The following is a 23367-nucleotide window of genomic DNA, read 5'->3' as shown; positions in this document are numbered from 1 at the left end:
ACGCCCCCGGCCCCCTCGACTTCCGATCGGCCGCCCTATGTCTGGTCCCGCGGTCGATGATCTGCCACAATGCAAGCTGTTACGACTAGTAACACCTTCGGGGGGAGGATTTCACGTGAGCTTGATACTTGCAGCTACCGATCGTTCGGAGCTTGCCCAGACGCTTGGTACCGAATTAATACATTTCGGGCACCAGATACAGCTCGTCCGCACCGGGCGTCGACTACTCGATGACCTGGACACCGACAGTTTCGATATCGCCGTGATCGATCTCCTTCTGCCGGACATCGACGGCTACGAGATCGCACGGCAGATCCGCTTGCGCAGTTCGATGCCGATCATGATGCTGGTGGATACCTACGAGGACATCGACGAAGCACCACATCGCGCTGTCTCGGACTTTGTGCTGAACCCGATCGATTCTCACGCGCTCGATCTTCGGGTCACCGCAATCCTTCGTGAAACCGCACATCCCGCCCCCGGCAAACACCAACGTCACGGTGACCTGCTCCTCGATCGACGTGCGATGACGGCGACGATGGGCGGAAAGCTGCTGGTCCTCAGTCGGACCGAATGGCGGGTACTCCTGGAGCTGTCGACCGAGCCTGGGCGCGTGTACTCACGTGATCACCTGATCCGAAACGTGTGGGGTTCCGACCACGAAAGGACGCGTGTAGTCGACGCAACCATTCTCAGCCTGCGGTCCAAACTCGAATCCGATCCCGCGAAACCGAAGTACATCAAAACCATCAGGGGATTCGGATACCGCTTCGGCCCGGTCGACTGAAGTCGCCTTCGTGTCGGTGCCGCTCGATAAGCTCTTGTCATGGGTTGGTACACACCACAATCGGTCGCCCCGGATCTCTCCGACATCCTGGTGTGTGGCTGGACGGCGTGCGCAGAAGGAGAACACCTCCTCGTGCCCGATGCTTGCATGGACGTGCTGTGGATACGCGGCGTCGGCATACGCGTCTGTGGCCCCGAAACCGCTGCATGGTCATTCACTCTTCCGCCCGGAACACGCTCCGTGGGTGTTCGATTCCGCCCTGGATCGGCATCGCCGATGTTGCGAACCTCGGCGTCCGAGCTTCGGGATTCTCGCGCCGATCTCAGCGATGTAACCGACGCACGCACGGAACGAATACTGTTGAACCGCTTGGAAAATTCCGAAGACCACGAACAGGTCTCCATCCTCGAAAGCGCTGTTCGGAGTTGGGTAAGTTCGAGTTTCCGTCACGATCCGGTGATCAACCACGTTCGCACCGCACTGTCCGAACATTCGTGGAATGTCAGCTCTCTCGCCGACGCGGCGGCACTGACTTCGCGCCAACTCCAACGTCGATGCAACGACGCCTTCGGATACGGCCCGGCAACGCTGCGCTCGATCCTGCGCCTCCAGCGCTTCATGGCGCTCGCTCGCAGTCGACCCGCGCTGGGACTCGCTGAATCCGCCGCCCACTGCGGATTCAGCGATCAGGCCCACTTGACCCGTGAATGCCGCCGAATCTCGTCGCTGACCCCGGCGGCTCTACTCCGCACCCAAGCCCCCGACTGGCACGGGTCGGATACCGTTGTCGCGCTGGCGGAGGGAGACGCGGTCGCGTAATCCCGACCGCGCTCCCCCGCCGTCACTTCTGGCTGAAAAGCGTCCTTGCCGACCACAGCCCACCGAGGGAAAGAACTGCGACCGTCATGTAGTAGTAACTGGGGGCGTCGAGCGAGCCTGTTGTACTGATCAACCAGGTCAAGACCAACGGCGCGATTCCGCCGAGCAAAGTCACTCCGAGGTTGTACGACAATGACATGCCGGTAGCCCGGATCTCTGCCGGGAACAGCGAACTCATCAGGGCGGGCAAGGGACCGAAGGCAAACGCCATGATGACACCCAGGACCGAAACAACCAGGACGAGGGTCAGAGTCGACGGGTGATCGACCATCAATTTGAAGAGCGGCCAGGCCAAGACGATTGCCGCAACGGCGGCCCAGGTCATAACTCTCGCCGGTCCGACCCGGTCTGCAAGATGCCCGATCAACGGCACGGTGATCAAGGTGACCAGTCCGGCGACGATGCCGCCGAGATAGCCGGCCGAGGCGGAAACTCCGAGGTTCTTCACGGCAAACGTCGGCATGTACAAGATGAGGTAGATCGAGATAGTCGCGACGCCCACTACTGCGGCACCGGTCAGCACCCGGCCGAGATGCCTGGTCAGCGTCGTCTTCAGCGGAGCCTTTTCCGGAACGCTCGTCTTGAAATCGTCCGTTTCTTCAAGCTTGGCACGGATGTAGAGTCCGACCGGCCCGACGATGATGCCGAAGAAGAACGGAACGCGCCAGCCCCACGAGTAGAGCGCTTCATGCGAAAGGTGAGTGTTGAGCACGTATCCGAACAGCGATGCCAGGAAAACCGAGGCACCCTGGCTGGCAACTTGCCAGGAAGAGTAGAACGCCTTCTTGTGTGGCGCAGTCTCCACGAGGAAGGTTGTAGCAGTACCGAATTCACCGCCGGCGGAGAATCCTTGAATGAGACGTGAGACAAGGATGACGACGCCGGCCCACGGTCCGATCATCGAGGTCGTCGGCGCCACGGCCATGATGAGCGTGCCGATCATCATCAGCATCATCGTCAACGTCAAGGCGTTCTTGCGCCCGCGACGGTCGGCATAGCTTCCGAGAACCATCCCGCCAAGCGGCCGGATGACGTACGAGATCGCGAACGTCGCGAACGTCAGTATCAAACCGAGCGTGTTGTCGCCGCCGGGAAAGAAGTTATGGGCGATGACCACTGCGAATGATGCGTAGACGATGACGTCGAACCATTCGAGCGCAGCGCCGAGTGAGCTGCTGATCACCGCCTTGCGAGCAGCGGCCAGGCGTTCCGGGGTGACTGTTCCGGAGGTTGGCGTAGTTGCCGTGGACATGGTTTTCCTTAGGGGGTCAGGGTGGGTCAGGCGCGGGCGTAAGCGATGACGTTCCGAACGAACTGCTCGCACTGTGCCAATTGGTCAAGTGTCACGTACTCGTCAAATGCATGCGCCTGAGTGATGCTTCCCGGCCCACACACGACAGTGGGGATACCGATAGTCGCGAACATCCCGGCCTCGGTGGCGTACGCGACCTTTTCGTCCGATGCCCGACCACCCCATTGTTCGACCAGTGCGGCCGCCGAAGCATTCGCATCCGTCTCCAGGGGAGGGACCGAGGCCGACACGTGCATCGTCACGGAGGCTGACGGGTTTTCTTCCCGCATCAGGTTCTCGATCCGATTCGTCTCGGCGGCAAAGCGTTCGAGCAAATCTGCGGCGCCAGCTGAGCTGATGCTCCTGAACTCGAAAGTGATGGAGCAATCCTCGGGGACAGTGTTCACTGCGATCCCGCCGGATACGAGATTGACCGAACACGTCGTCCAGGCCACGTCGAATGCGTCGTCGTACGGGCCGGACGCACGGAGCTCGTCGGCCGCGCTTCTGACGAATCGAATCAACTCCGCGCCGTATTCGATCGCGTTGACTCCTTTCGGAGTAAGCGACGAGTGCGCCGAAACACCATGCAGATCAACACGTATGACGTTCATCGACTTGTGTGCGCGAATGACCCGCATCTCCGACGGCTCTCCGACGACGCACACATCAGGGCGCAGGTTCCGGGAAACAACCTCCTCGACCAACCCGGCCGCACCGATGCAGCCGACTTCCTCGTCGTAGGAGAATGCAAAGTGAATCGGCTTCGCCAGCGGCCGAGCAACGATGTCGGGGATCGCAGCGACGACGATCCCGATGAACGACTTCATGTCGCACGTGCCACGTCCGTACAGGCTTCCGTCGCGAACGTCGGGCGCGAAAGGGTCGCTACTCCAGTCTTGATCGTCGACCGGCACTACGTCTGTATGGCCGGAGAACATCACACCGCCGGCAGTACTTCCGTCAGGAGGAGTGAACGTTGCCAACAAGTTGAGCTTCGTTCCCTCGTCATCGGCAACAAGTACCGGCTCGACCCCATGGCGACGTAGTTCCGCCGCAATGAGATCGATCAACGGTCGATTGCTCACGGCACTCGTCGTATCGATTCCGATGAGGCGTTGCACCCACTCGAGGCTTCTCTCTGTCGGAACAGCGGGCAACGTGGTCGATGACATCTGGTTTCTCCTTTCACAGCATGAACGCGGTGGGCACTCGCCACCGCGTTCTGCCCTTCGAGCATGAATGAAGTGATCCCAGACACAATGAAGATGCACGATACTTGCACCATGATCGAAGAAACGCAGGATTCCGCCGTACTGGACGACGTCGACCTCGCCCTGATCAATTGCCTGCAACTCGACCCGCGAGCGTCGTGGCGCACGGTTGGCGACGCGCTCAAAGTGGATCCGGTTACCGTGGCTCGCCGCTGGCAGCGGTTACAGGATTCCGGCACCGCCTGGGTCTCTGCCAGGGCAACCGGCCATGGCCGTCCGGAGTCGTGTCTGGCTTTTGTCGAAGTCGACTGCACGACTTCGAACGCGTTGACGATTGCAGAACGACTTGCCCGCTGGCCGCACGTACTGAGCGTCGAACACACAAGCGGCCCAGGCGACTTGACACTTCTCGTCGAGGTCAGAGACATGGCTTTCCTGTCGCGCTTCCTGCTTCGGTCGCTCGCGTCGGTACCCGGGATCGTCAGTTCGCGTGCACACCTCGTCACCGAGGTCTTCGCGATCGGAGACGACTGGAAATTGCAGGTACTCGATGCCGCGCAGCGAGCGACGATGACAGACCGGCCTGTGCGATACAAATACGCGCCGACGGATCAGCGCCATCACGGGAAGACGTTCGACGCGGTCGATCGCCAATTGATATTGAAGCTGGGCGAGGACGGTCGATCCTCGATTGCCGAGCTCACGGTCGGTACCGGCCTCAGCGAAAGTACGGTCAGGCGGCGACTTGCCGAATTGACGTCGCGCAACCAGATCGTGTTCCGCTGCGACGTGTCTCTGCCACTGTCTGGCTGGCCCCTCGTGACCTGGGTGTGGGGATATGTCGATCCCACGGACCGGTCGACGATTCGTGCCCTGGTGGAGCGAGTGCCGGGAACGCGGGTGTGCATGCGGATATCCGGTGGACGCGCCAACACACTGCTCGCGATCGCCGCACACTCCCTTCGCGAAACTCCCATTACCGAAGTACAACTCGCACAAGAGGCACCGGGCCTGGTGGTGCTGAACAGGTCAGTGGTGCTGCGATCGATGAAGAGGGTGGGCCGACTTCTCGACGACGAGGGCAAGAGTGCCGGGGTCGTACCGATGGACATCTGGGCGGAAGCCCCGGAGATCGAGTGAATGTCCGAAATAATCAATCACGATGCGCTGTGGCGGTGAAGGATTGTTGTCATGACTTCAACAGAGATCTCCCCCGCCCAGCGTTATCGGGATCTGGCCGCCGGATTCACGGCCCGGATCGACGCCGTACCCGCCGACCGCTGGGACGACGATTCCCCCTGCGAGGGCTGGACCGCCCGCGACGTGGTGAGACACGTGCTCGACAGCGAACGAGACATGGTCAAGGTAGTCGGCCTGGAATTGGCACCCGGTCCGTCGGTCGACGACGACCCGTCGGCAGCCTGGGCGGCCGTCCGCGATTCGATGCAGGAAATTCTGGACGATCCGGCAAAGTCCACCCTGGAATACGACGGACACTTCGGCAGGACCAACCTCGGGGCCACGGTCGAAGGGTTTTTGTGTTTCGATCTGGTCATCCACGGTTGGGACCTCGCGGCCGCAACCGGCACCGATACGACGATGCGAGACGCGGACGTGGAGTGGGTGTCGGAGATCGCCGCGGGCCTGGGCGAGTCGATCCGCATGAGCGGTGTGTGCGGCCCGGAAATACAGGTTCCGGACAACGCTGACAAAGCGACGAAACTCCTTGCCTTCCTCGGCCGGAAGGCGTGAAAAAGCACCCCTGACGTGGGCATTACTTCCATACGCATGTAATGTCGCGGTATGCCGGAACGCCGAAAATCCTCCACGAGTCCAGACCTGCTTGCGGCGGCATTGTTCGATGTCGCCGCGGAATCCGGACTGGAAAATGCCAGCGTTCGCGAGGTCGCAAAACGGGCGGGTGTCTCGATCGGCGCAGTGCAACATCATTTCTCGACCAAGGACGAGATGTTCGCATTCGCACTGCGAACACTCGTCGATCGATTGTTGACGCGACTGGCCGAATCGTCCGCCGACGCAGACCCGCATACCGCCCTGTTCCAGGCACTCTCGCAACTCCTGCCCCTCGACGAGCAACGCACGCGCGAGGCACATGTGCTCGCCGCGTTTGCCGTGCGTGCCGCAACCAGTGAGTCACTCTCCGAAATCCGCCGGACAACCCTGTTCACAATCCGCACCGGCATCTCGACAGTTCTGATCGGCATCGGAACTCCCGAAGCGGAAACCAGAGCGGCACTTCTGCTTTCAACCGTCAATGGATTGGCACTCGACGCACTCGGAAGCCCCGCCATGTATCCGCCGCAGTACCTCGATCACGCTTTGGAAACCCAGATCCGCCTCACCCTGCACGACGCCGAGAACCCGCTCGCCTCCGTCGGGCTCGCCAGCTGACGTGGAAGGAGCAGGACGCTTCGCGCCGAGCCCGTCTGGCGATCTCCATCTGGGAAACCTCCGAACCGCCCTCTTGGCTTGGCTTTTCGCCCGCACCAGCGGGCGCGACTTCCTCATTCGGGTAGAGGATCTCGACCGTGTCCGCCCCGGCGCGATGGAACGACAACTCGACGATCTGCGCAGGCTCGGCCTCACGTGGGACGGCCCAGTCGTATTGCAGTCACACCGTCTTCCCTTGTACCACAAGGCTATCGACCAATTGCGCGAGCGTGACCTGACCTATCCCTGCTTCTGCACACGCAAGGAGATCCTGCAGGCACCGTCAGCGCCCCATGCTCCAGACGGCGCCTACCCCGGCACGTGTCGGAACCTTTCGGAGGCCGAACGCGCCGAGAAATCGGCAAGTGGCCGATCTCCCGCGCTGAGGCTACGGGCCGGCATCGACTCGTTCACCGTCCATGACGAACTGTTCGGCGAGGTGACGGGACCAGTCGACGACGTCGTCCTGCTCCGCGGAGACGGGGTGCCCGCTTACAACCTTGCCGTTGTCGTCGACGACGGTGCACAGGACATCGACCAGGTGGTTCGCGGCGACGACCTCCTGACCTCGGCTCCACGTCAGGCATACCTTGCCCAGCTGCTCGACATCGAACCACCGTCGTACGCCCACGTTCCTCTTGCCTTGAACAGTGAAGGCAAGCGACTCGCGAAGCGCGACGGCGCAGTGACTCTGGCAGATCAACTCGAGGCCGGACGCAGTGCCGAGCAGGTTCTGACGATGATCGCGTCGAGCATCGGTCTCGCCGAACCCGGCGAGGTTGTCACACCACCCCAATTGGCGGATCGATTCGACTCTCGCAAGATCCCCCGGGCCCCGTGGATTTTCCCGGCGAAGTAAGTGACGTATCAATCGGTGCCTCGTCGGAACAAAACTACGATTGTCCGATATGACAAAGCCGTCCGCAATAGCTATTCGTTGGCAATTCTCGAATAGTGAAGTACGGTCGAGACTGGCGAAGGAAATTCCGGGCGAGTTGTTCCTGCAAAACCACGCCCGGGATCTGAACCTGGAATCCGACCACAGTACCCACTTGCAGCATCCACGCTGACACGCACGTGCGGCACGGGCGACTCAGGACGAAAAGGAATACGCATGGTCCGCGAGCTTCGCGAGGCACTCGACGACCATCAATTCGAGGTGTTGTATCAACCCCAGGTCAATCTGAACTCGTCAGCAATTATCAGCTATGAAGCTCTTTTGCGTTGGCGCCATCCGCTGCGAGGGTTGATCGAACCTCAAGATTTCATGCGCTCCGCCGAATCCTCTGGGCTCATCATTCCCATCGGGCTACAAGCTCTGGAAATGATTTGTGCCCAAACAGCGTCGTGGCCTGAGCACATGATGGTCGCGGTCAACTTTTCGCCTCGCCAACTCGCTACCCCGCACGCCGCTCACGAGATCCTCGGAGCGCTCGACAGTTCACAAACGCCACTGAGCAGAATAATCGTGGAAGTCACCGAACTCGGCGTCGTAGGCCGGCATGCCGCCGAGACTCTTCACGTCTTGCACAACGAGGGAATTCGAATCGCGCTGGATGATTTCGGGGCGGGCTTCGCGTCTTTCTCCGCATTGTCGGAATTGCCGCTCGACATTCTCAAGATCGACCAATCCTTGACCTGGGCCGTCAGCGCAGCGGGTCGTGCTGGAGACCGTGCCTTCATGGTCATGGAGTCCATCGCCGACATCGCTCGGAAGCTAGGGCTTGATTCGATCGCAGAGGGCGTCGAAACCGCGGAACACGCAGCCAACGTCTTGCGGGCCGGCTGCGACATGGGCCAGGGCTATTACTTCGGCAAGCCACTTCCTGCGTCGTCCGTCGTCACTCCCGTGTGAGCGCTCGCCACTTCAGCACGACGACACTTCAGTACGACGACGATGCACTCGCTATGAGTGCGACCACGAGAATCACGGCAAAAATTGCCAAGAAGGCCGCGCCGACCGCAATTCCGGCTATCGCAAGCCCGCGCCCCTGTTGACCTGTCTGCTTGATCTGATTGAGCGCGACAATTCCCAGAATGATTCCGACGATTCCGCCGAGACTGTAAAAGCAACCACCCGCAAGCGATACAACCAGCGATGCAATTGCGAGACCATTGGTGCCGACCGGCTGCATCGGCGGTGCGTACCCACCCGCGAATTGATTCGGTTGACCGTACGGGTTCGGAGGTTGGCCGTACTGAGGCTGTCCGTATTGAGCTTGTCCGTATTGTCCGGATTGCTGATATTGATTCTGCTGATACTGATTTTGCGGTCCGAAATTCTGCGGCGGCAGGTACGGGTTCGGTTCACCGATTCCGCCCGGCTGGGGGTTATTACCGGGCGGGTTGTACGACGGCGGTGGATAACCCGGGTACTGCTCGTTGGGAGTGGTATATCCGGGAACTTCAGGTGAAGACTGCGTTTCGGACGGGGACACGCCGTACCCCTCAGGAGGCAGGCTCGGAAATTCTCCGTACCCAGGTTTTGCCTGGTAATCGCTCGAAGAATCGTCGTTGTTGCCCCCGGAACTCGTCATACAACGCAGCCTAAACCACAGGTGACCTCCGAATCCAAGTGAGCAGATGTCATCCACATCGCTCTTTGATCCCAGTAGGGTCATATCCACTGTCACACTCGAGCGCGATATTTACGACTGAGGGGAACACATGACAACCGGTGGGTACGACCCCAACCAGAATCCAGAAGGCGGGAAGCAATTCCCACCCCAGGATCCATATGGCCAGCAGGGAACACCTCCTCCCGGAAGTTACCCCCCTCCCGCAGGCCCCCCGCAAGGCGGAAGCTACCCGCCCCCGCAGGGCGGAAACTTCCCGCCCCCTCAGGGTGGCAACTACCCGCCTCCCGGTGGATACCCGCCGCCGCCCCAGGGCGGAAACTTCCCGCCGCCTCCGCAGTTCAACGACCAAGGTGCGTACGGCGGAGGAAACCGGCTGCCTTCGGGTGCTCAGCCGGGCGATCTGTGGATTCGACTCGGTGCCCGCATCATCGACGGCATCATCGTCGGCGTCATCGCCGCGATTCTGGCTCTATTGGTCAGTGACTCCGACAGCTTGATTCTGGTCTCGGGACTGTTCTCGGGAATTCTGACCTTCGCTTACTTCATCGCAATGGAAGTAACGCAGGGTCGGACTTTGGGAAAGATGATTCTGGGCCTTTCAGTACACGGTCCGGGTGGCGCACCTCGCCCCTCCGTCCAGCAGTCTGCGATTCGCAACGCCTTCACGTTGCTCTCGATCATTCCGATCATCGGCGGAATCCTCGCGTTGGTCGCCTACATCGTCATCGCGGTCACGATCAACAACAGCCCCACCAAGCAGGGCAAGCATGACGAGCTCGCTGGTGGAACTCAGGTAGTCAAGGGTTAGGTGCGCATATGACAACCGGTGGGCACGACCCCAACCAGAATCCCGAGGACGGAAAGCAATTCCCGCCCCAGGATCCCTACGGCCAGCAGGGAACGCCTCCTCCTGGGAGCTATCCCCCGCCGGCGGGGCCTCCGCAGGGCGGAAGCTACCCGCCGCCCGGTGGATACCCCCCACCTCCTCAAGGTGGCAATTACCCGCCGCCAGGTGGATATCCGCCGCCTCCGCAGGGTGGAAGCTATCCCCCTCCCGGAGGCAACTACCCACCGCCCGGTGGATACCCGCCACCTCCCGGAGGCGGTAACTTCCCACCGCCGCCCGCCAACGACTACGGCGCAGGATTCGGTGGACCGCAGCTTTCTGTGGGTGCGGCAATTACCTACGGCTGGAACAAGTTCAAAGACAACGCATTGGTTTGGATCGGAATCTCGATCATCGCGTTCTTGATCGCCGGACTGATCCAGGGCGCTTTCAACGGCTTCGACTACACCAACACAGAGTTCAGCGCGCTGTCCATTGTGGGTGGATTGGTCACCGCTATCGTCGGCTACATCATCCAAGCCGCATTCCTTCGTGGAGCGTTGAGCGAATTGGATGGAATCAAGCCGGCTTTCGGCACCTTCTTCCAATTCACCAACATCGGCGCAGTTGTTCTCGGCGGTTTCCTGGTAGCAGTGGCAACTTACGTCGGTTTGGCTCTCTGCATCATTCCCGGCATCATCGCGGCGTTCCTGCTCTACTACACGCTGACCTTCATCGTGGACAAGAATCAGGATGCGATTTCGGGCATCAAATCGAGTTACGCGTTGACCTCGTCGAACGTCGGGACATTGGTCCTGCTGGCGCTCGCTCTGATCGGTATCAACATCATCGGCGCGCTGCTGTGTGGAATCGGTCTTCTGGTGACGGCGCCCGTCGCACTGATCGCCAGCACCTACGCATACCGCGTGCTGACCGGCGGTCATGTAGCTGCCTGATCAGTTCGTTTGCATCACCGAAGGCCCTGCGGTTCCACGTGAAACCGCAGGGCCTTCGGTGTGTTCTGCGCAACTGGACGGTCGCCAACTCGCATCCGAGCGCCTTGTGGTGCTTGGATGACGGACGTGACAGCTCAGGATCAGCAAGACGAATCGACCCACGAAACCAAATTTGCGCACGTCAGCCGGGGTTATTACCCGACGATCGTCGCGCTCTTCACCGCAACGCTGCTGATCTCGAACGTGGCGGCGACCAAGGGGGTCGCCTTCTTTGCGGATTCCGACTTCTCGCTCGGTCCCTTGCAGATTCTGCCCATCATCACCGATGGTGGATTCTTCTTGTTCCCGCTCGCCTACGTCCTCGGTGACGTGCTCAGCGAGGTCTACGGCTTCAAAGCGACCCGACGCGCGATCTACCTGGGCTTCGGCGCACTGATTCTTGCCGCTGCGTGCTTCTGGATTGCAGTGCAACTCCCGTCGGCAGAGTTCTACGAGAACCAGGCCGCCCTCGAAACCGTGGTCGGTGTCATTCCCCGGCTACTGGTCGCGGGCTTGGCCGCCTACCTCGTCGGACAGCTACTGAACTCACTGGTTCTGGTCATGATGAAAAAGCGCATGCAGGAGAAGCATCTGTGGGCGCGGCTGATCGGCTCGACCGTCGTCGGCGAATTCGCCGATACCCTCATCTTCTGTTCCATCGCGGCCGGTGTCATCGGCATCAGCACATGGGAAGACTTCATCAACTACGTGCTGGTCGGCTTCCTGTGGAAGACGCTTGTCGAGGTTCTGGTCATGCCGATCACCTACCGCGTCATCGCATACGTGAAGAAGCGCGAACCGACCTACGCCTGAGGTGCAGGCGTCTTCGCCGCGTAGAACTTTCCGAGCATGTCCGCCTTGAAGTCGTGGAAATACCCACCTTCGATGCTGGCTCGGATATCGTCGACCAACTTCACGGTGAATCGCTCGTTGTGGATGGTGCAAAGCGTCGACGCGAGCATTTCCTTCGCCTTGAACAGGTGATGGATGTACGCGCGGGTGTAATTGGCGCACGTGTAGCAGTCGCACTCGTCGTCGATAGGCGTGAAGTCACGACGGAATCGGCTGGTGTTGATGTTGAACCTGCCGGAGCGGACGTAAATCGCAGCATTGCGAGCAACACGCGACGGGTTGACGCAGTCGAAGGTGTCCGCACCGTTCTCGATTGCGACGAAGAAGTCGTCCGGTTCACTGATGCCGAGCATATGACGCGGCTTGTTCTCGGGTAGTTCCTCGTTACACCAACGCACGATCGTTCCGAGGTTCTGCTTCTCGAGGGCGCCGCCGATGCCGTAGCCGTCGAAGCCGTATCCGTTCTCGCCTTCGATCGACTCGAGTCCGCGGCAGGCTTGACGTCGCAGATCTTCGTACTGCGCGCCTTGGATCACGCCGAAGAGAGCCTGATAGGGCTTGTCAGCGCGTTCGGCGGTGAGCTTCTCGTGTTCATTGATACAGCGGATCGCCCACGCCTGCGTGCGCTCGACCGATCGCTCCTGGTAGCCGCGGGTGTTGAGCAGCGTTGTGAGCTCGTCGAACGCGAACATGATGTCGGCGCCGAGCTGATGCTGGATCTGCATCGACACCTCGGGGGTGAAGCGATGCTTACTGCCGTCGAGGTGCGATTTGAACGTCACGCCCTCGTCGTCGACTGTCGCGAGACGCTCCTTGCCCTTCGCGATGACGTCGTCGGACTGCACACCGACGGCCTCCATCGCGAGCACCTTCTTGAACCCGACACCAAGCGACATGACTTGGAAGCCACCGCTGTCGGTGAAGGTGGGCCCGTCCCAGTTCATGAACTTGCCCAGCCCGCCGGCCTCGTCGACGATGTCGGGTCCCGGCTGCAAGTACAGGTGGTACGCATTGGCGAGCAACGACTGCGCACCGAGTTCCTTCATGGACTCGGGCAGCACGGCCTTGACCGTGGCCTTGGTTCCGACGGCCACGAACGACGGCGTCGCGATATCGCCGTGCGGTGTGTGGATGGTTCCGGTTCGTCCGAGCCGGTCCTCGAGCCTGGTCCCTATCGTGAAAATCGACTCGGGACGCTTGTCGACGACGGGCTCGGGCGGTGTCGGTACTGCAGAAGTCACGGGCTCAATCCTGTCACAGGAGCAAATATCGCCGTGATCACAGCGAAGAAAGTTCCTACGCGATCAGCATCCGCATTGGTCTACTGACCGAACCCGAGCGGTACCGCCGCGTGAGGGTCCCCACCATACTTCCCACTACACATCCCCCGGCTCGACCGGTTTACCCCGCCAACCCGCTGACAGGAGCTCACTTGACGAGACAGACCGGCCAGACCTACAACTTCGTCACCGTCGACGTCACAGACTCGATTGCCACCGTGACTATCGACAAACCTCCAGCCAACGCATTCAACCCCAGCATGATCGCCGAGCTTCTGGAGATACTGCCGGTACTCGCGTCGGACCAGACCGTCCGCGTCATTGTCGTGACGGGCACTGGACGGTTCTTCGTCGCCGGTGCGGACATCACCGTGATGCGCGAGCTGACGGAAGAAACTCAGCGCGCGATGCGCCCGTGGGTCGACGTACAGCGGATCCTCGAGTCGGCTCCCAAACCTGTCGTCGCGAAGATCAACGGGCACGCACTCGGCGGCGGAGCAGAACTGACGTTGGCCTGCGACTTCCGCATCATGGCGCAGTCGGCGACCATCGGCTTCCCCGAGATCGGACTTGGGCTTTTTCCGGGTGCCGGTGGCAGCCAGCGACTTCCACGCCTCATCGGGGCTCACCGAGCCAAAGTGCTCATGATCGAAGGCAAGCGCCTCAGCGCCGAGCATGCACTCGATATCGGCCTGGTCGACACCGTCGTTGCGGACGCCGACCTCGATGCGCATTGCGCTGACCTCGCACGCGAACTCGCGACGAAACCCACTGCCACCATCGGAATGATCAAACGCATTGTCGACGAGGGCATGTCGTTGCCGCTCGATCAAGCGCTGGATCTCGAATTCGAGGCAGTGCTCGACCTGATCAAGACGGACGACGCTGCTGAGGGACTTCAGTCATTCCTCGACAAGCGGTCCCCCACCTTCACGGGACGCTGACAGCTCCCATTTACCGAGAGGCCATCATGCTCAACAAATTTCAGAAGAAATGGGTGGGCGCAGTCGCTTCTCTCGCCGCCCTGACGATCGCCGTCAGCGGATGCACCCGCCCCGCTACCGACAACTCCGCCGAAAGTGGTGGCCTGGTACGGATCGCGGTGGGTGTAGACCCGTCGTACGCCCCGATTTTCCTGGCCGACCACGAGGGCATGTTCGAGGCCGCCGGCCTCGACGTCCAGGTCATCCAGACGGAAGGCGGGGCGGCGGGCGCCCAGAACGTCGTAGCCGGAACTTCGGAACTCTCCGGCAATGCCGACTCGACGGCACTGTCCGTCATGGCCGCCAATCCGAGCCTGCGGGCGCTGGGCGTATTTCAGGAATCCGACCGGTACTTCCAGGTTGTACTGAGGAACGGCGTCGAACCGAAGTCGATCAAGACCATGGGCGTCTTCCCCGGCATCGGTCTCTACTTCACGAACCAGTACCTGGCCAGTCTCGGCATCGACCCCACGACGGTCACACTCGTGAGCACAAGCCCGCCCGAACAGCCTGCTTTGCTGGCGCGCGGTGACATCGACGGCTTCCTGTCCTTCGACCCCTGGGTGACGCAGAGTGTCAATACCGGCGGGCGCGTTGTTGCCACGACCGGCGACTTCGGCGCCAAGTACGCCCAATGGATCATCGCTTCGGACAACTGGTTGTCCGCGAACGAAGAAACCGCAGGCAAGGTGTTCAAGGTGATCTCGGAAGCGTCGGCAATCGTGAACTCGGATCCGGATCGGGCTGCAACCGCAATTGCCGCGTCTATACAGATGGACCCGGCCGAGGCCGCAGACCGGGTGACCCAAATCGATTTCGGTGGACGCGGATTCACCGAGGACGACGTGGAGCGCGCAAACGAACTTGTTGCATTCTTCCGCGAGCAGGGCAAGATCTCCGCGGACATCGATCCGTCCGCTGTCCTCCTCTCGGGATGGTTCGAGCAGAACGCCGCCTGAGCGGAGAGTGAGAACGGGTCCGGTGGGCAGACCGAAATCATGTCGCCCACCGGGCCGCAGAACTACGTTCGACACCAGTCGGTTCGGCGATATCTTTCGATTGAAACGGAGTAGTTGTGGTGCATCCCCCGGTACGGGTCGTAGAGATTTCCAGTCCGTTTGCGCGATTCGCCGGGCGCATCCTGGTCGGGCTGGGTTTCGAAGTCATTCTGGTAGAACCACCCACCGGTGACCCCAGTCGCACCGAGTCCCAGGGTGATTCGTACTTGCATTGGCATGCGGGCAAGAAGTCCGTTGTCCTCGATATCGACGACAGCAACGATCGCCTCGCTTTCGAAGCACTGCTGCGCAGTGCCGACGTCCTGCTCGACGGCAGCGCGACCGGCGCTCTACGCGACAACCGAGGATCTCTCGTTCACGTACGAGTGACACCCTTCGGCACAACCGGACCGCGAAGTGACTGGAAGGCAACAAATCTGACCGTCGCGGCACTCGGCGGGATGATGGCCCAGGTCGGCGATCCCGAGCACCCTCCACTGCTGCTCCCCGAACTCCAGGCTGAGCAGCTCGCCGGAATCAATGCCGCAATCGGCGTGCTTCTCGGACTGCGTTCGCGATCCAAGGGCCACAACCCGTTGCTGGAGATCAGCGCTCAGGAATGTGTTGCCGCCGCGCTGGAAGCGGGCACTCTTGCCTACATTCACGAGGACCGCGTACCACCGCGTCCGGGCCGGGTACATCCGCTCGTTCCGCACGGACTGTTCCAGGCCGCCGACGGTTATGTCGGTGGCGGCCTCGGCGGTAGCCCCCGCATGTGGGACGGCATGCTGGCCTGGCTGATCGACAACGATGCTCAGGACGATCTCGATCAACCGGAGTGGTCCGACGCGGTCTACCGAAAGACGCATCAGGAACACATTTTCGACGTTCTGTCCGCCTTCATCGCGAAGTGGCCGAAGGAAGAATTCGCGGTCAGCGCGCAGTCACGCAAGTTGCCGTGGGCAGCGGTCGACCGGCCCGAAGAACTGCTGCGTAACCCGCAACTCAACGACCGGGACTTCTTCACCGACGTGACCGGAGATCACGGTACCTACCGCGATCTCGGGTTCGGCTTCGCTTTCCCCGAAGGCCGGCGCATCGGAACGCTCGAGGCTGCCCGGTTGGGCCAGCATCAGGAACTCTTGAAGGCCACCTCGCCTGTGGCAGTGAACGAAACCCACGAGTTCAGCGGTGGCAGCACGCCCAGCCTCGAAGGTGTCCGCGTCCTGGATCTCACGTGGGTGTTGGCGGGCCCGTACGGCACCAGAATCCTTGCCGACCACGGTGCCGATGTCATCAAGGTCGAATCGATCGGACGCCCGGACCCGACTCGCTTTGCACCGTTCATGCATCTCTCGCGAGGACCGCACGACAATCCGAACACCAGCGGGTACTTCAACGACGTCAACCGCAACAAGCGCAGCACCACACTCGATACCCGATCCGCAGAGGGCCTTTCGGTACTGCGCGACCTGATCAGGAACTCCGACGTCGTGGTCGAGAATTTCAGCTCGTCGGTCATGGACAAGATGGGGCTCGGCTACGAACAACTCCGGGAGCTCAAACCGGACATCATCTACGTGTCGATGTCCGGGATGGGTCACACCGGTCCTCGCAAGGACTGGGTGTCGTATGCCGACATCGTTTCGGCAAGTACCGGTTTGACCGCACTGACCGGCTGGAACGCCGATGACGTTGTCGGAGTCATCTACGGCCATGGCGACATCGTCGCCGGACTGCAAGCCGGCGTCGCGATGCTGGCAGCCCTCGACTACCGCGACCGGACCGGCCGGGGACAGCACGTAGACCTGTCACAACTCGAAGCCATGGCAGCGCACATGGGTACCAGCGTTCTCCGAGCCGCCCGGTCACAGTCCCCCGATCCGATCGGCAACAGCCATCACGAATTGGCACCACACGGCGTGTACCCGTGCCTCGGCAGCGACCGGTGGTGCTCGATTGCCGTTCGCGATACCACGGAATGGAATGCATTGTGCCGCATCATCGAAGCAGAGAAATGGATCGGCAATCCTGACTTCGCGAGTGCAGAAAGCCGCCAAGCCGATCACGAACGTATCGACGACGCCATCGCCGACTGGACCAGGACTCTGTCACCCGAAACCGTCATGGAACGCTTGCAATCGGCGGGTATCGCGGCCGGCACCGTCCAGGACGGACGCGACCTGGTCGAGAGCGATCCACATCTTCGGGCACGCAGTTTCTATTCGGCACAGGAACATCCCCTCGCCGGAACATTCCTCCACGAAGGCATCCCCGTTCGCCGGAACTCCGAACCCGGCTCGATCCGACGCGCTGCGCCGGTGCTGGGCGCGGACACCGACGACGTCCTCGAGTCGGTGCTCAGATACAGCGACGAACTGATCGCCGGACTTCGCGACCAGTCGATCCTGTCCTGACCGCACTCATATTCAGTACATCCATTCACAGATCGCTACTAGGAGACACAATGCGCGCGGCCCGACTCCATCAGTTCGGCACTTCACCGGTCATCGACGACATCGACATTTCCACACGTGAATCCGGTCAGACGCTCGTGCGCATCGACGCTGCCGCGCTCGGCCATCTCGACATCACCGTCGCGAGCGGAAACTTCGGAGTCAAGCCGAACCTGCCACATATCGGTGGAACAGACGGAGCGGCGACGGTAATCGAATCCGACACCTATGAGCCTGGCACCCGCCTTCTGGTCCGAGGCGGCGGAGTCGGCCTGTTCAAGAACGGTTGCTGGGCTGAGTATCTGGTAGCGGCAGACAAGGCGTTCACACCCTTTGATCCCGCACTGTCGCCGGCCGTCGCCGCAACCTTCTTCCTGCCCAGCACAACCGGCTATGTTGCCGTCAACGACATTGCAGCCGTCGCTCCCGGCGAACGAGTTGTTGTCGCCGGAGCATCCGGCGCTGTCGGATCGATGGCAGCACAGTTCGCTCTGCTTGCCGGAGCGTCCGAGGTAATCGGTGTTGTACCGCGCGAAGATCAGGCTGCCTTGCTTCCGGAGGGTGTGCGTCCCGTCGTCGGGCAAGGCGACGAACTTGCCGGAGTGGTGGGATCCGAGCCTTCCGTCGACGCCGTGATCGACACGCTTGGCGGCGACGGCTTGCCGCACCTTCTGGCGAGTGTTGTCCCCGGTGGCCGGGCTGCCCTGATCGGATATACCTTGGGTAAGAGCCTCACCCTGGACTTGCCGAACTGGTTGCTCAGCGATGTCCGGATCCTGCCCGTCAACATGATTCGCAAGACTGCCCGGCAAGCCGAACTGGCACCTGAAATGATCCGGCTGCTCATCGAAGGCAAGATTTCCGTTGCAGTGCAGGAGTTTCCGCTGGATGACATCGCAACGGCACTGCAGTTGATGGGTGAGGGCAAGGTTGCCGGCCGGGCCGTCGTCGTACCCTGAGGGATACAATTACCCATGCACCACGACGCACATGCCATTCCGCGCTCGCTTCCGGATTTGATCCGGAGGCGAGCTTTGGAGCGTCCGGAGCACCCGGCGCTCGTCGTCGACGGGATCACGGTCACCTACCGCGAATTGCGGGATCGTGCAGCGTCGATGGGGGCGGATCTCCGTAATCACGGTGTCGGCCGTGGGGAGCGCGTGGCGGCACTGTCCGGCAACAGGATCGAACTGGCAGACCTTGTTCTCGGATGCGCGTGGATCGGTGCGGTTGTCGTCCCACTCAATACGGCCCTCCGAGCCGACAGTGTTGCCAGCGCACTCGAACAGGCTGGTGTACAACGGATCCTGGTTTCACCCGAATACTCAGGCGCTGTAGCCGGATTCGACGGCACCGTGTGGGTCATGGGTGAACAGTGCGTCCCCACTGCCGGTTCGCATCCGGGCTGTGAGCCCGAGACCCTCGATCCGCTCGACCTGGCCGCGATACTCTTCACCTCCGGCACCACCGGTCTGCCCCGAGGCGTCCGATGCCCGCACGCGCAGTTCCTGCAGTGGGGCAAAGGCGTCGGCGCCTCACTCGGGCTCACCGGGGACGATGTGCTGTACAACTGCCTGCCGCTGTTTCACACCAATGCTCTCAATGCCTTTGTTCAGTCCCTTTGGGCCGGGTCTACTTTTTTCCTGGGACAACGCTTTTCGGTCCGCAATCATTGGCGCGAAGTTCGCGAGATCGGCGCAACTGTCGACTACCTGCTGGGTGCGATGGTGGCCATGTTGATGAACGCGGACCCATCGCCGCAAGACCGACAGCACAGCGTCCACGTGGCACTTGCCCCCGCAACGCCGGCTCATCTGATCGAACCGTTTGCCCAGAGATTCGGTGTAGAACTCGTGGACGGATTCGGAAGTACCGAAACCAATCTCGTGATCGGCACACTTCCGGGAGATCGGCGGGCCGGGTACATGGGGCGGGTGATGAGTGGCTACGACGCCGCAGTCGTCAACGACGGTACTGCGGCCGCAGACGGGGAGCCCGGCGAACTGGTGGTCCGCAGCACGATCCCCGGCGCCTGTTCACTGGGCTATCTGGGCGAGGAGATTCCGGCGACGGAGAGTTGGATACAGACCGGTGACAGGGTGATTCGGGAAGCAGACGGCTGGTTCCGATTTGTCGATCGCATCAAAGACGTGATTCGGCGCCGCGGTGAAAATATTTCCGGGGCCGAAGTGGAAACCGTTCTGGCGTTGCATCCGTCGGTCGGTCAGGTTGCCGTCTTCCCGGTACCGTCGGATCTGGCCGAGGACGACGTCATGGCAACTGTAATACTGCGCCCCGGAGTATCTTTCGACCCCATTTCGATTCTGGAGTTCTCCCAGCAACAGCTGCCGTACTTTGCACTTCCCCGGTACATCGACGTCGTGGACACGTTGCCACTCACCGAAACCGGCAAGGTACAGAAAGCAGTGCTACGTGAGAGGGGCGTCGGCCCACACACCTGGGACTGCGAGAAGAGCGTGTTCCGCGCCCGGCGATAGACCGCGCCTCGCTACTTGCCGCAACCGTTGAACGAACACATCACCGGACTGCAGATCGTGCGCAGAGCCAGCGGGTCGCTCGGCGAATGTGTGCACTTCATGGCATGAAGTTTTCGGGTGATTCCGGCGCCGGCAGTGCGCAGGGCCCCGGTGATGCGGCTGACGTTGAGGCGAGCCGTCGGCGCTGTCACAGACAACGCGCCGGCCAGAGTGCGCGGGCCGCTGAACACCGGCACTGCGACGCTCATGTACCCGAGCCGTGTCTCCTCGACCTCCACCGCGAGTTGTTCCTTACGCATCCGCTCGGTTTGCTGGCGCAGCACGCTGACGGACATCGTCGTTCGACTGGTCAAGGCGGTGAAACCCTGCTCGACTACCTCGTCGAAGACCGATTGCGGGGAGAAGGCAAGGATGATCTTGCCGGTGGCGGTGCAGTACAGCGGGAGCCGACCGGCCACCCGCGACTGCTGATTGAGCCCGCGGTGTCCGATGATCTTCTCGATGTAGAGGACGTCGATGCCGTCACGAACCGCAAAGTGAACCGTCTCCTGCGTCGCCAGCAGTAGGTCCTCCATGTACGGCAGCGCCGCGTCGCGCAGAATCCGCTGACGCGGCACCAATTGGCCCAGCTCGAACAATCGCAGGCCGAGCCGGTACTTGGTACCCGCGCGCTCGAGCAATCCCCACTCGACCAGCTCGCCGGCCAACCGGTGAACCGTCGCTTTCGCGACCCCACTGCGCCGGGTGAGCTCCGTCAGAGACAGGTCACTGTGGTCGGTGTCGAAAGCGTCCAAGATCATTCGAGCCTTGCCCAGGACCGAGGACAGTTCACCTGCAGGCTGCGATGCAGCGGTCGTTTCCGACGCGATGGGTAGTACGGATCCGAACCCGACGGATTGTTGTGGAGCGGCCATGAGTGTCCTCCTGAACGATCTGTGACAGCCTGCCGAGACCGAGTGCCACAACGACCGAGATCGGTCGGGGTCCTCGTTAGGTGCAGGTGCTTCGAGACTGACACTATGGTGACGACACGATGAGACGCACGCCACACGGTCCGCTCAGTGAACCCGTCCCGCAGAGTTTACACGGGGCGCCTACCTGCGTAATTCTCCAGAAACATGCGGACGGCGGATGCAATTTGCGGAGCGTGCTCCTCGACGAGTGCGACGGTCCCCGATTCGACGATCTCCTTTTCCACCACTGCCGCACCCGTCAGGTGTGCACGCAACGGCGCAATGTTAGGCATCGAGAAGGGATCCTTCTGCGCGCCGATCAGCAAAACCGGCGCAGTCACCGAACCGACTCTCGCCTCCATGACGTAGCGGGCGCAGGCTTTGTGCCCCTCCGCCGGATCTACCCGGTAGGCAAGCGCGTCTCGGATGAACCTGTCGAGCAGTGCGGTGCCTGGTTCGGGGTAGTAGGGGCGACGCATCTCCCACAGCCTGGTCAGATGGCTACCGTCTGCGGCCCGGTCGACGCAGTCGATCCCACCGGGTCCCGAGTGCCCCTCGCGGTAGTTGCGGTCGGTCCACGGGCACGACGAGAGCACGGCAGCGTGCACCCTCTCGGGGCGTGATGCCGCCATCTCGAGCGCCACTGCCGCACCGGTGTGGTGACCGATGACCGTGACTCGATCGACGCCCAGGGTGTCGAGCAATTCCCACGCGCCTCGCGCATAGGTCTCGATGGTCTGCGGGCCGGGCACCGGAGCACTGTTGCCGTACCCCGGCATGTCCATCGCGACAACGCGGAAGTCGTCGGCAAGGAGTGGAATGAACTCGCGGAACTCGTCCCACGACCGGGGCGCCTGATGAAGCAGGAGAATCGCCTCACCCGAACCTTGCTGCGCGTAATGCAATTGCCCGAAAGACGAATCAACGTATCCGAGTTGCAGGCCGCCAGCCATCAGAACGCCGCAACCATCGGGGTATCGACGCCGACGATGTCGATCTTTGCCGAACCACCCGGATTTCCGACGGGCTCGCTACGGGTAGGCAAGACCTCGAGGAAGAAGCGCTTGTTGTCTTCCTTGAAATCCGGGTCTGCTTTCCGGTCGACGGTGATCGCCTCCACCGGGCAGGCCAATTCGCAAGCGCCGCAATCGATGCATTCGTTCGGGTTGATGTAGAGCTTGCGATCACCCTCGTAGATGCAATCCACGGGGCATTCTTCCATGCACGATCGGTCGGTGTAGTCGATGCATGCTTCACCGATGACAAATGCCATTGCCTAGCTCTCCTGTTCGGTGGAGTGTCCAGGGAAGATTTCTGCTTCCGGATCCAGCACTGCCGCAGCGTTGTTCACCGCAGTCGCGGCCTCGCCGAAACCGACGGCGATCAAGCGGACCTTGCCGGGATAGTCCGTGATGTCCCCGGCGGCATACACACGCGGAACATTCGTCTCCATCCGTGTGTTCACCGCGATGTGGCGATTGTCGATCTCGATTCCCCACTCCATCATCGGACCGAGGTCGGCCGTGAATCCCAATGCAGCGATGACGGATTGAGCGGGCAGCGTGGACGTGCTCTTGTCTTGTTTGTGGGTGATGTCGACCTCGCCGATCCACCCGTTTCCACGTACCGCCGAGACATCGGCGTTGACGAGAACCTGGACACTGCTTTCCTGCACCTTGGCGACTGTGGATTTGTGCGCGCGGAAACGATCTCGCCGGTGAACCAGGGTGACGGACTTGGCAATCGGTTCCAGGTGAACGGCCCAGTCGAACGCGCTGTCGCCGCCACCGACGATGACAACGTCTTTCCCGGTGTGCGCCGACAAATCCGGGACGAAGTAACTCAGCCCCCGATCCATGAACTCCGAACCCTTCGCCAACGGACGCGGGGTGAAGGTTCCGATGCCGCCGGTGATGACAACCGCGCCGGCCACCACGACCTGGCCCGTGCTGGTGGTGATCCGCACCCGGCCGTCGTCGTCATGCGACAGCTCACGAGCCTGCATGCCCAGAAGGTACACCGGATCGAACGGGGCAGCCTGCGCCATCAAACCCTCGATGAGGTTGCGTCCCTTGACCGAAGGGAATCCCGCGATGTCGAGGATCGCCTTCTCCGGGTACATCGCACTGACCTGTCCCCCCGGTTCCGCAAGGGCATCGATCACGGCAACCGAGAGGCCGCGGAAGCCTGCGTAGTACGCGCCGTACAGCCCGGCGGGGCCGGCACCAATGATCAGAATATCGACGCCGATCTCGTTGTCGGTCGCCGTGGAAGACGTTTTGTTCACACTCGATACGGTATTGCGCCGACGGACTCACGCAAATG

23 protein-coding genes are annotated in these 23367 nt (G+C 61.4%); 15 read left to right on the top strand and 8 right to left on the bottom strand.

The window, feature by feature from the left end; all coding sequences use genetic code 11:
* Window positions 1–115 precede the first annotated feature (115 nt).
* Window positions 116–787, top strand: coding sequence for a response regulator transcription factor (locus ACBG85_RS01990; protein WP_007731581.1), 672 nt, complete (start codon window positions 116–118; stop codon window positions 785–787).
* Window positions 788–826: 39 nt separating this feature from the next.
* Complete coding sequence (locus ACBG85_RS01985) at window positions 827–1606, top strand: helix-turn-helix domain-containing protein (protein WP_003943809.1); 780 nt, start codon at window positions 827–829, stop codon at window positions 1604–1606.
* A gap of 22 nt (window positions 1607–1628) precedes the next feature.
* Here ACBG85_RS01985 and ACBG85_RS01980 read toward each other — a convergent pair whose 3' ends face one another.
* Both ACBG85_RS01980 and argE read right to left on the bottom strand, forming a co-directional pair.
* Window positions 1629–2918 carry an MFS transporter gene (locus ACBG85_RS01980; protein WP_372025997.1) on the bottom strand — a complete coding sequence of 430 codons (1290 nt, stop codon included), beginning with the start codon at window positions 2916–2918 and terminating at the stop codon, window positions 1629–1631.
* A 26-nt stretch (window positions 2919–2944) separates the two neighbouring features.
* Window positions 2945–4132 (bottom strand): acetylornithine deacetylase, encoded by a 1188-nt coding sequence (gene argE, locus ACBG85_RS01975; protein WP_372025994.1) that lies wholly within the window; start codon window positions 4130–4132, stop codon window positions 2945–2947.
* 111 nt (window positions 4133–4243) lie between these two features.
* Here argE and ACBG85_RS01970 point away from each other — a divergent pair, with 111 nt between their 5' ends.
* From ACBG85_RS01970 to ACBG85_RS01950, 5 genes are all read left to right on the top strand, one after another.
* Entirely contained in the window at window positions 4244–5311 is a 1068-nt protein-coding gene (locus ACBG85_RS01970) for an Lrp/AsnC family transcriptional regulator (protein WP_064073653.1), read from the top strand.
* 51 nt (window positions 5312–5362) lie between these two features.
* Window positions 5363–5923: a TIGR03086 family metal-binding protein gene (locus ACBG85_RS01965; RefSeq protein ID WP_007731584.1), complete on the top strand. Its 561-nt coding sequence runs from the start codon at window positions 5363–5365 to the stop codon at window positions 5921–5923.
* A gap of 51 nt (window positions 5924–5974) precedes the next feature.
* Window positions 5975–6583 (top strand): TetR/AcrR family transcriptional regulator, encoded by a 609-nt coding sequence (locus ACBG85_RS01960; RefSeq protein WP_019746515.1) that lies wholly within the window; start codon window positions 5975–5977, stop codon window positions 6581–6583.
* A 1-nt stretch (window position 6584) separates the two neighbouring features.
* The gene (gene gluQRS / locus ACBG85_RS01955) at window positions 6585–7481 is read left to right on the top strand and encodes a tRNA glutamyl-Q(34) synthetase GluQRS (RefSeq protein ID WP_372025990.1); all 897 of its coding nucleotides are present in this window, start codon (window positions 6585–6587) and stop codon (window positions 7479–7481) included.
* Window positions 7482–7736: 255 nt separating this feature from the next.
* The gene (locus tag ACBG85_RS01950) at window positions 7737–8477 is read left to right on the top strand and encodes an EAL domain-containing protein (protein ID WP_003943863.1); all 741 of its coding nucleotides are present in this window, start codon (window positions 7737–7739) and stop codon (window positions 8475–8477) included.
* Between the two features lie 28 nt (window positions 8478–8505).
* Here ACBG85_RS01950 and ACBG85_RS01945 read toward each other — a convergent pair whose 3' ends face one another.
* Window positions 8506–9159, bottom strand: coding sequence for a DUF4190 domain-containing protein (locus tag ACBG85_RS01945; protein ID WP_047271551.1), 654 nt, complete (start codon window positions 9157–9159; stop codon window positions 8506–8508).
* A 130-nt stretch (window positions 9160–9289) separates the two neighbouring features.
* Between ACBG85_RS01945 and ACBG85_RS01940 the strand changes: the two genes are divergently transcribed.
* From ACBG85_RS01940 to ACBG85_RS01930, 3 genes are all read left to right on the top strand, one after another.
* Complete coding sequence (locus ACBG85_RS01940; RefSeq protein ID WP_047271549.1) at window positions 9290–10009, top strand: RDD family protein; 720 nt, start codon at window positions 9290–9292, stop codon at window positions 10007–10009.
* Between the two features lie 8 nt (window positions 10010–10017).
* The gene (locus tag ACBG85_RS01935) at window positions 10018–10983 is read left to right on the top strand and encodes a hypothetical protein (RefSeq protein WP_207624207.1); all 966 of its coding nucleotides are present in this window, start codon (window positions 10018–10020) and stop codon (window positions 10981–10983) included.
* A 117-nt stretch (window positions 10984–11100) separates the two neighbouring features.
* Window positions 11101–11835, top strand: coding sequence for a queuosine precursor transporter (locus ACBG85_RS01930; RefSeq protein ID WP_030535741.1), 735 nt, complete (start codon window positions 11101–11103; stop codon window positions 11833–11835).
* Here ACBG85_RS01930 and tgt read toward each other — a convergent pair.
* Entirely contained in the window at window positions 11826–13115 is a 1290-nt protein-coding gene (gene tgt / locus ACBG85_RS01925; RefSeq protein WP_030535742.1) for a tRNA guanosine(34) transglycosylase Tgt, read from the bottom strand. The two genes, ACBG85_RS01930 and tgt, sit on opposite strands and share 10 nt — an antisense overlap.
* A gap of 191 nt (window positions 13116–13306) precedes the next feature.
* Here tgt and ACBG85_RS01920 point away from each other — a divergent pair, with 191 nt between their 5' ends.
* The 5 genes from ACBG85_RS01920 to ACBG85_RS01900 all read left to right on the top strand — a co-directional run bounded on the left by ACBG85_RS01920 (window position 13307) and on the right by ACBG85_RS01900 (window position 20089).
* Entirely contained in the window at window positions 13307–14098 is a 792-nt protein-coding gene (locus tag ACBG85_RS01920) for an enoyl-CoA hydratase/isomerase family protein (protein WP_020723626.1), read from the top strand.
* Window positions 14099–14124: 26 nt separating this feature from the next.
* Window positions 14125–15096, top strand: coding sequence for an ABC transporter substrate-binding protein (locus tag ACBG85_RS01915; protein WP_007731596.1), 972 nt, complete (start codon window positions 14125–14127; stop codon window positions 15094–15096).
* Between the two features lie 119 nt (window positions 15097–15215).
* On the top strand, window positions 15216–17552 hold the full coding sequence (locus ACBG85_RS01910; RefSeq protein ID WP_372025983.1) for a CoA transferase: 2337 nt from the start codon (window positions 15216–15218) through the stop codon (window positions 17550–17552).
* Window positions 17553–17602: 50 nt separating this feature from the next.
* Window positions 17603–18550: a zinc-binding alcohol dehydrogenase family protein gene (locus tag ACBG85_RS01905; RefSeq protein ID WP_372025980.1), complete on the top strand. Its 948-nt coding sequence runs from the start codon at window positions 17603–17605 to the stop codon at window positions 18548–18550.
* Between the two features lie 15 nt (window positions 18551–18565).
* Window positions 18566–20089 carry an AMP-binding protein gene (locus ACBG85_RS01900; protein WP_007731600.1) on the top strand — a complete coding sequence of 508 codons (1524 nt, stop codon included), beginning with the start codon at window positions 18566–18568 and terminating at the stop codon, window positions 20087–20089.
* A gap of 11 nt (window positions 20090–20100) precedes the next feature.
* On the opposite strand, the gene ACBG85_RS01895 is transcribed toward ACBG85_RS01900, so the two are convergent.
* The 4 genes from ACBG85_RS01895 to ACBG85_RS01880 all read right to left on the bottom strand — a co-directional run bounded on the left by ACBG85_RS01895 (window position 20101) and on the right by ACBG85_RS01880 (window position 23329).
* Window positions 20101–21003 carry an IclR family transcriptional regulator gene (locus tag ACBG85_RS01895; RefSeq protein ID WP_007731601.1) on the bottom strand — a complete coding sequence of 301 codons (903 nt, stop codon included), beginning with the start codon at window positions 21001–21003 and terminating at the stop codon, window positions 20101–20103.
* 167 nt (window positions 21004–21170) lie between these two features.
* Window positions 21171–21995: an alpha/beta fold hydrolase gene (locus ACBG85_RS01890; protein WP_063315224.1), complete on the bottom strand. Its 825-nt coding sequence runs from the start codon at window positions 21993–21995 to the stop codon at window positions 21171–21173.
* Window positions 21995–22315: a DUF362 domain-containing protein gene (locus tag ACBG85_RS01885; protein ID WP_007731605.1), complete on the bottom strand. Its 321-nt coding sequence runs from the start codon at window positions 22313–22315 to the stop codon at window positions 21995–21997. The genes ACBG85_RS01890 and ACBG85_RS01885 overlap by 1 nt, the downstream gene beginning before the upstream one ends.
* Before the next feature lie 3 nt (window positions 22316–22318).
* Window positions 22319–23329 carry an NAD(P)/FAD-dependent oxidoreductase gene (locus ACBG85_RS01880; protein WP_050655582.1) on the bottom strand — a complete coding sequence of 337 codons (1011 nt, stop codon included), beginning with the start codon at window positions 23327–23329 and terminating at the stop codon, window positions 22319–22321.
* Window positions 23330–23367 lie beyond the last annotated feature (38 nt).

This window comes from Rhodococcus sp. NyZ502, from assembly GCF_041464245.1.
GTDB lineage: Bacteria > Actinomycetota > Actinomycetes > Mycobacteriales > Mycobacteriaceae > Rhodococcus_F > Rhodococcus_F qingshengii.
The sequence above is the reverse complement of the archived record's forward strand: the minus strand, read 5'-3'. Positions and strand labels throughout refer to the sequence as shown.

Coding starts and splice junctions, on each gene's coding strand:
- ACBG85_RS01985 (WP_003943809.1), top strand. CDS start 827: ATGGGTTGGTACACACCACAATCGGTCGCCCCGGATCTCTCCGACATC.
- ACBG85_RS01980 (WP_372025997.1), bottom strand. CDS start 2,918: ATGTCCACGGCAACTACGCCAACCTCCGGAACAGTCACCCCGGAACGC.
- argE (WP_372025994.1), bottom strand. CDS start 4,132: ATGTCATCGACCACGTTGCCCGCTGTTCCGACAGAGAGAAGCCTCGAG.
- ACBG85_RS01970 (WP_064073653.1), top strand. CDS start 4,244: ATGATCGAAGAAACGCAGGATTCCGCCGTACTGGACGACGTCGACCTC.
- ACBG85_RS01965 (WP_007731584.1), top strand. CDS start 5,363: ATGACTTCAACAGAGATCTCCCCCGCCCAGCGTTATCGGGATCTGGCC.
- ACBG85_RS01960 (WP_019746515.1), top strand. CDS start 5,975: ATGCCGGAACGCCGAAAATCCTCCACGAGTCCAGACCTGCTTGCGGCG.
- ACBG85_RS01950 (WP_003943863.1), top strand. CDS start 7,737: ATGGTCCGCGAGCTTCGCGAGGCACTCGACGACCATCAATTCGAGGTG.
- ACBG85_RS01945 (WP_047271551.1), bottom strand. CDS start 9,159: ATGACGAGTTCCGGGGGCAACAACGACGATTCTTCGAGCGATTACCAG.
- ACBG85_RS01940 (WP_047271549.1), top strand. CDS start 9,290: ATGACAACCGGTGGGTACGACCCCAACCAGAATCCAGAAGGCGGGAAG.
- ACBG85_RS01935 (WP_207624207.1), top strand. CDS start 10,018: ATGACAACCGGTGGGCACGACCCCAACCAGAATCCCGAGGACGGAAAG.
- ACBG85_RS01930 (WP_030535741.1), top strand. CDS start 11,101: ATGACGGACGTGACAGCTCAGGATCAGCAAGACGAATCGACCCACGAA.
- ACBG85_RS01915 (WP_007731596.1), top strand. CDS start 14,125: ATGCTCAACAAATTTCAGAAGAAATGGGTGGGCGCAGTCGCTTCTCTC.
- ACBG85_RS01905 (WP_372025980.1), top strand. CDS start 17,603: ATGCGCGCGGCCCGACTCCATCAGTTCGGCACTTCACCGGTCATCGAC.
- ACBG85_RS01900 (WP_007731600.1), top strand. CDS start 18,566: ATGCACCACGACGCACATGCCATTCCGCGCTCGCTTCCGGATTTGATC.
- ACBG85_RS01895 (WP_007731601.1), bottom strand. CDS start 21,003: ATGGCCGCTCCACAACAATCCGTCGGGTTCGGATCCGTACTACCCATC.
- ACBG85_RS01890 (WP_063315224.1), bottom strand. CDS start 21,995: ATGGCTGGCGGCCTGCAACTCGGATACGTTGATTCGTCTTTCGGGCAA.
- ACBG85_RS01885 (WP_007731605.1), bottom strand. CDS start 22,315: ATGGCATTTGTCATCGGTGAAGCATGCATCGACTACACCGACCGATCG.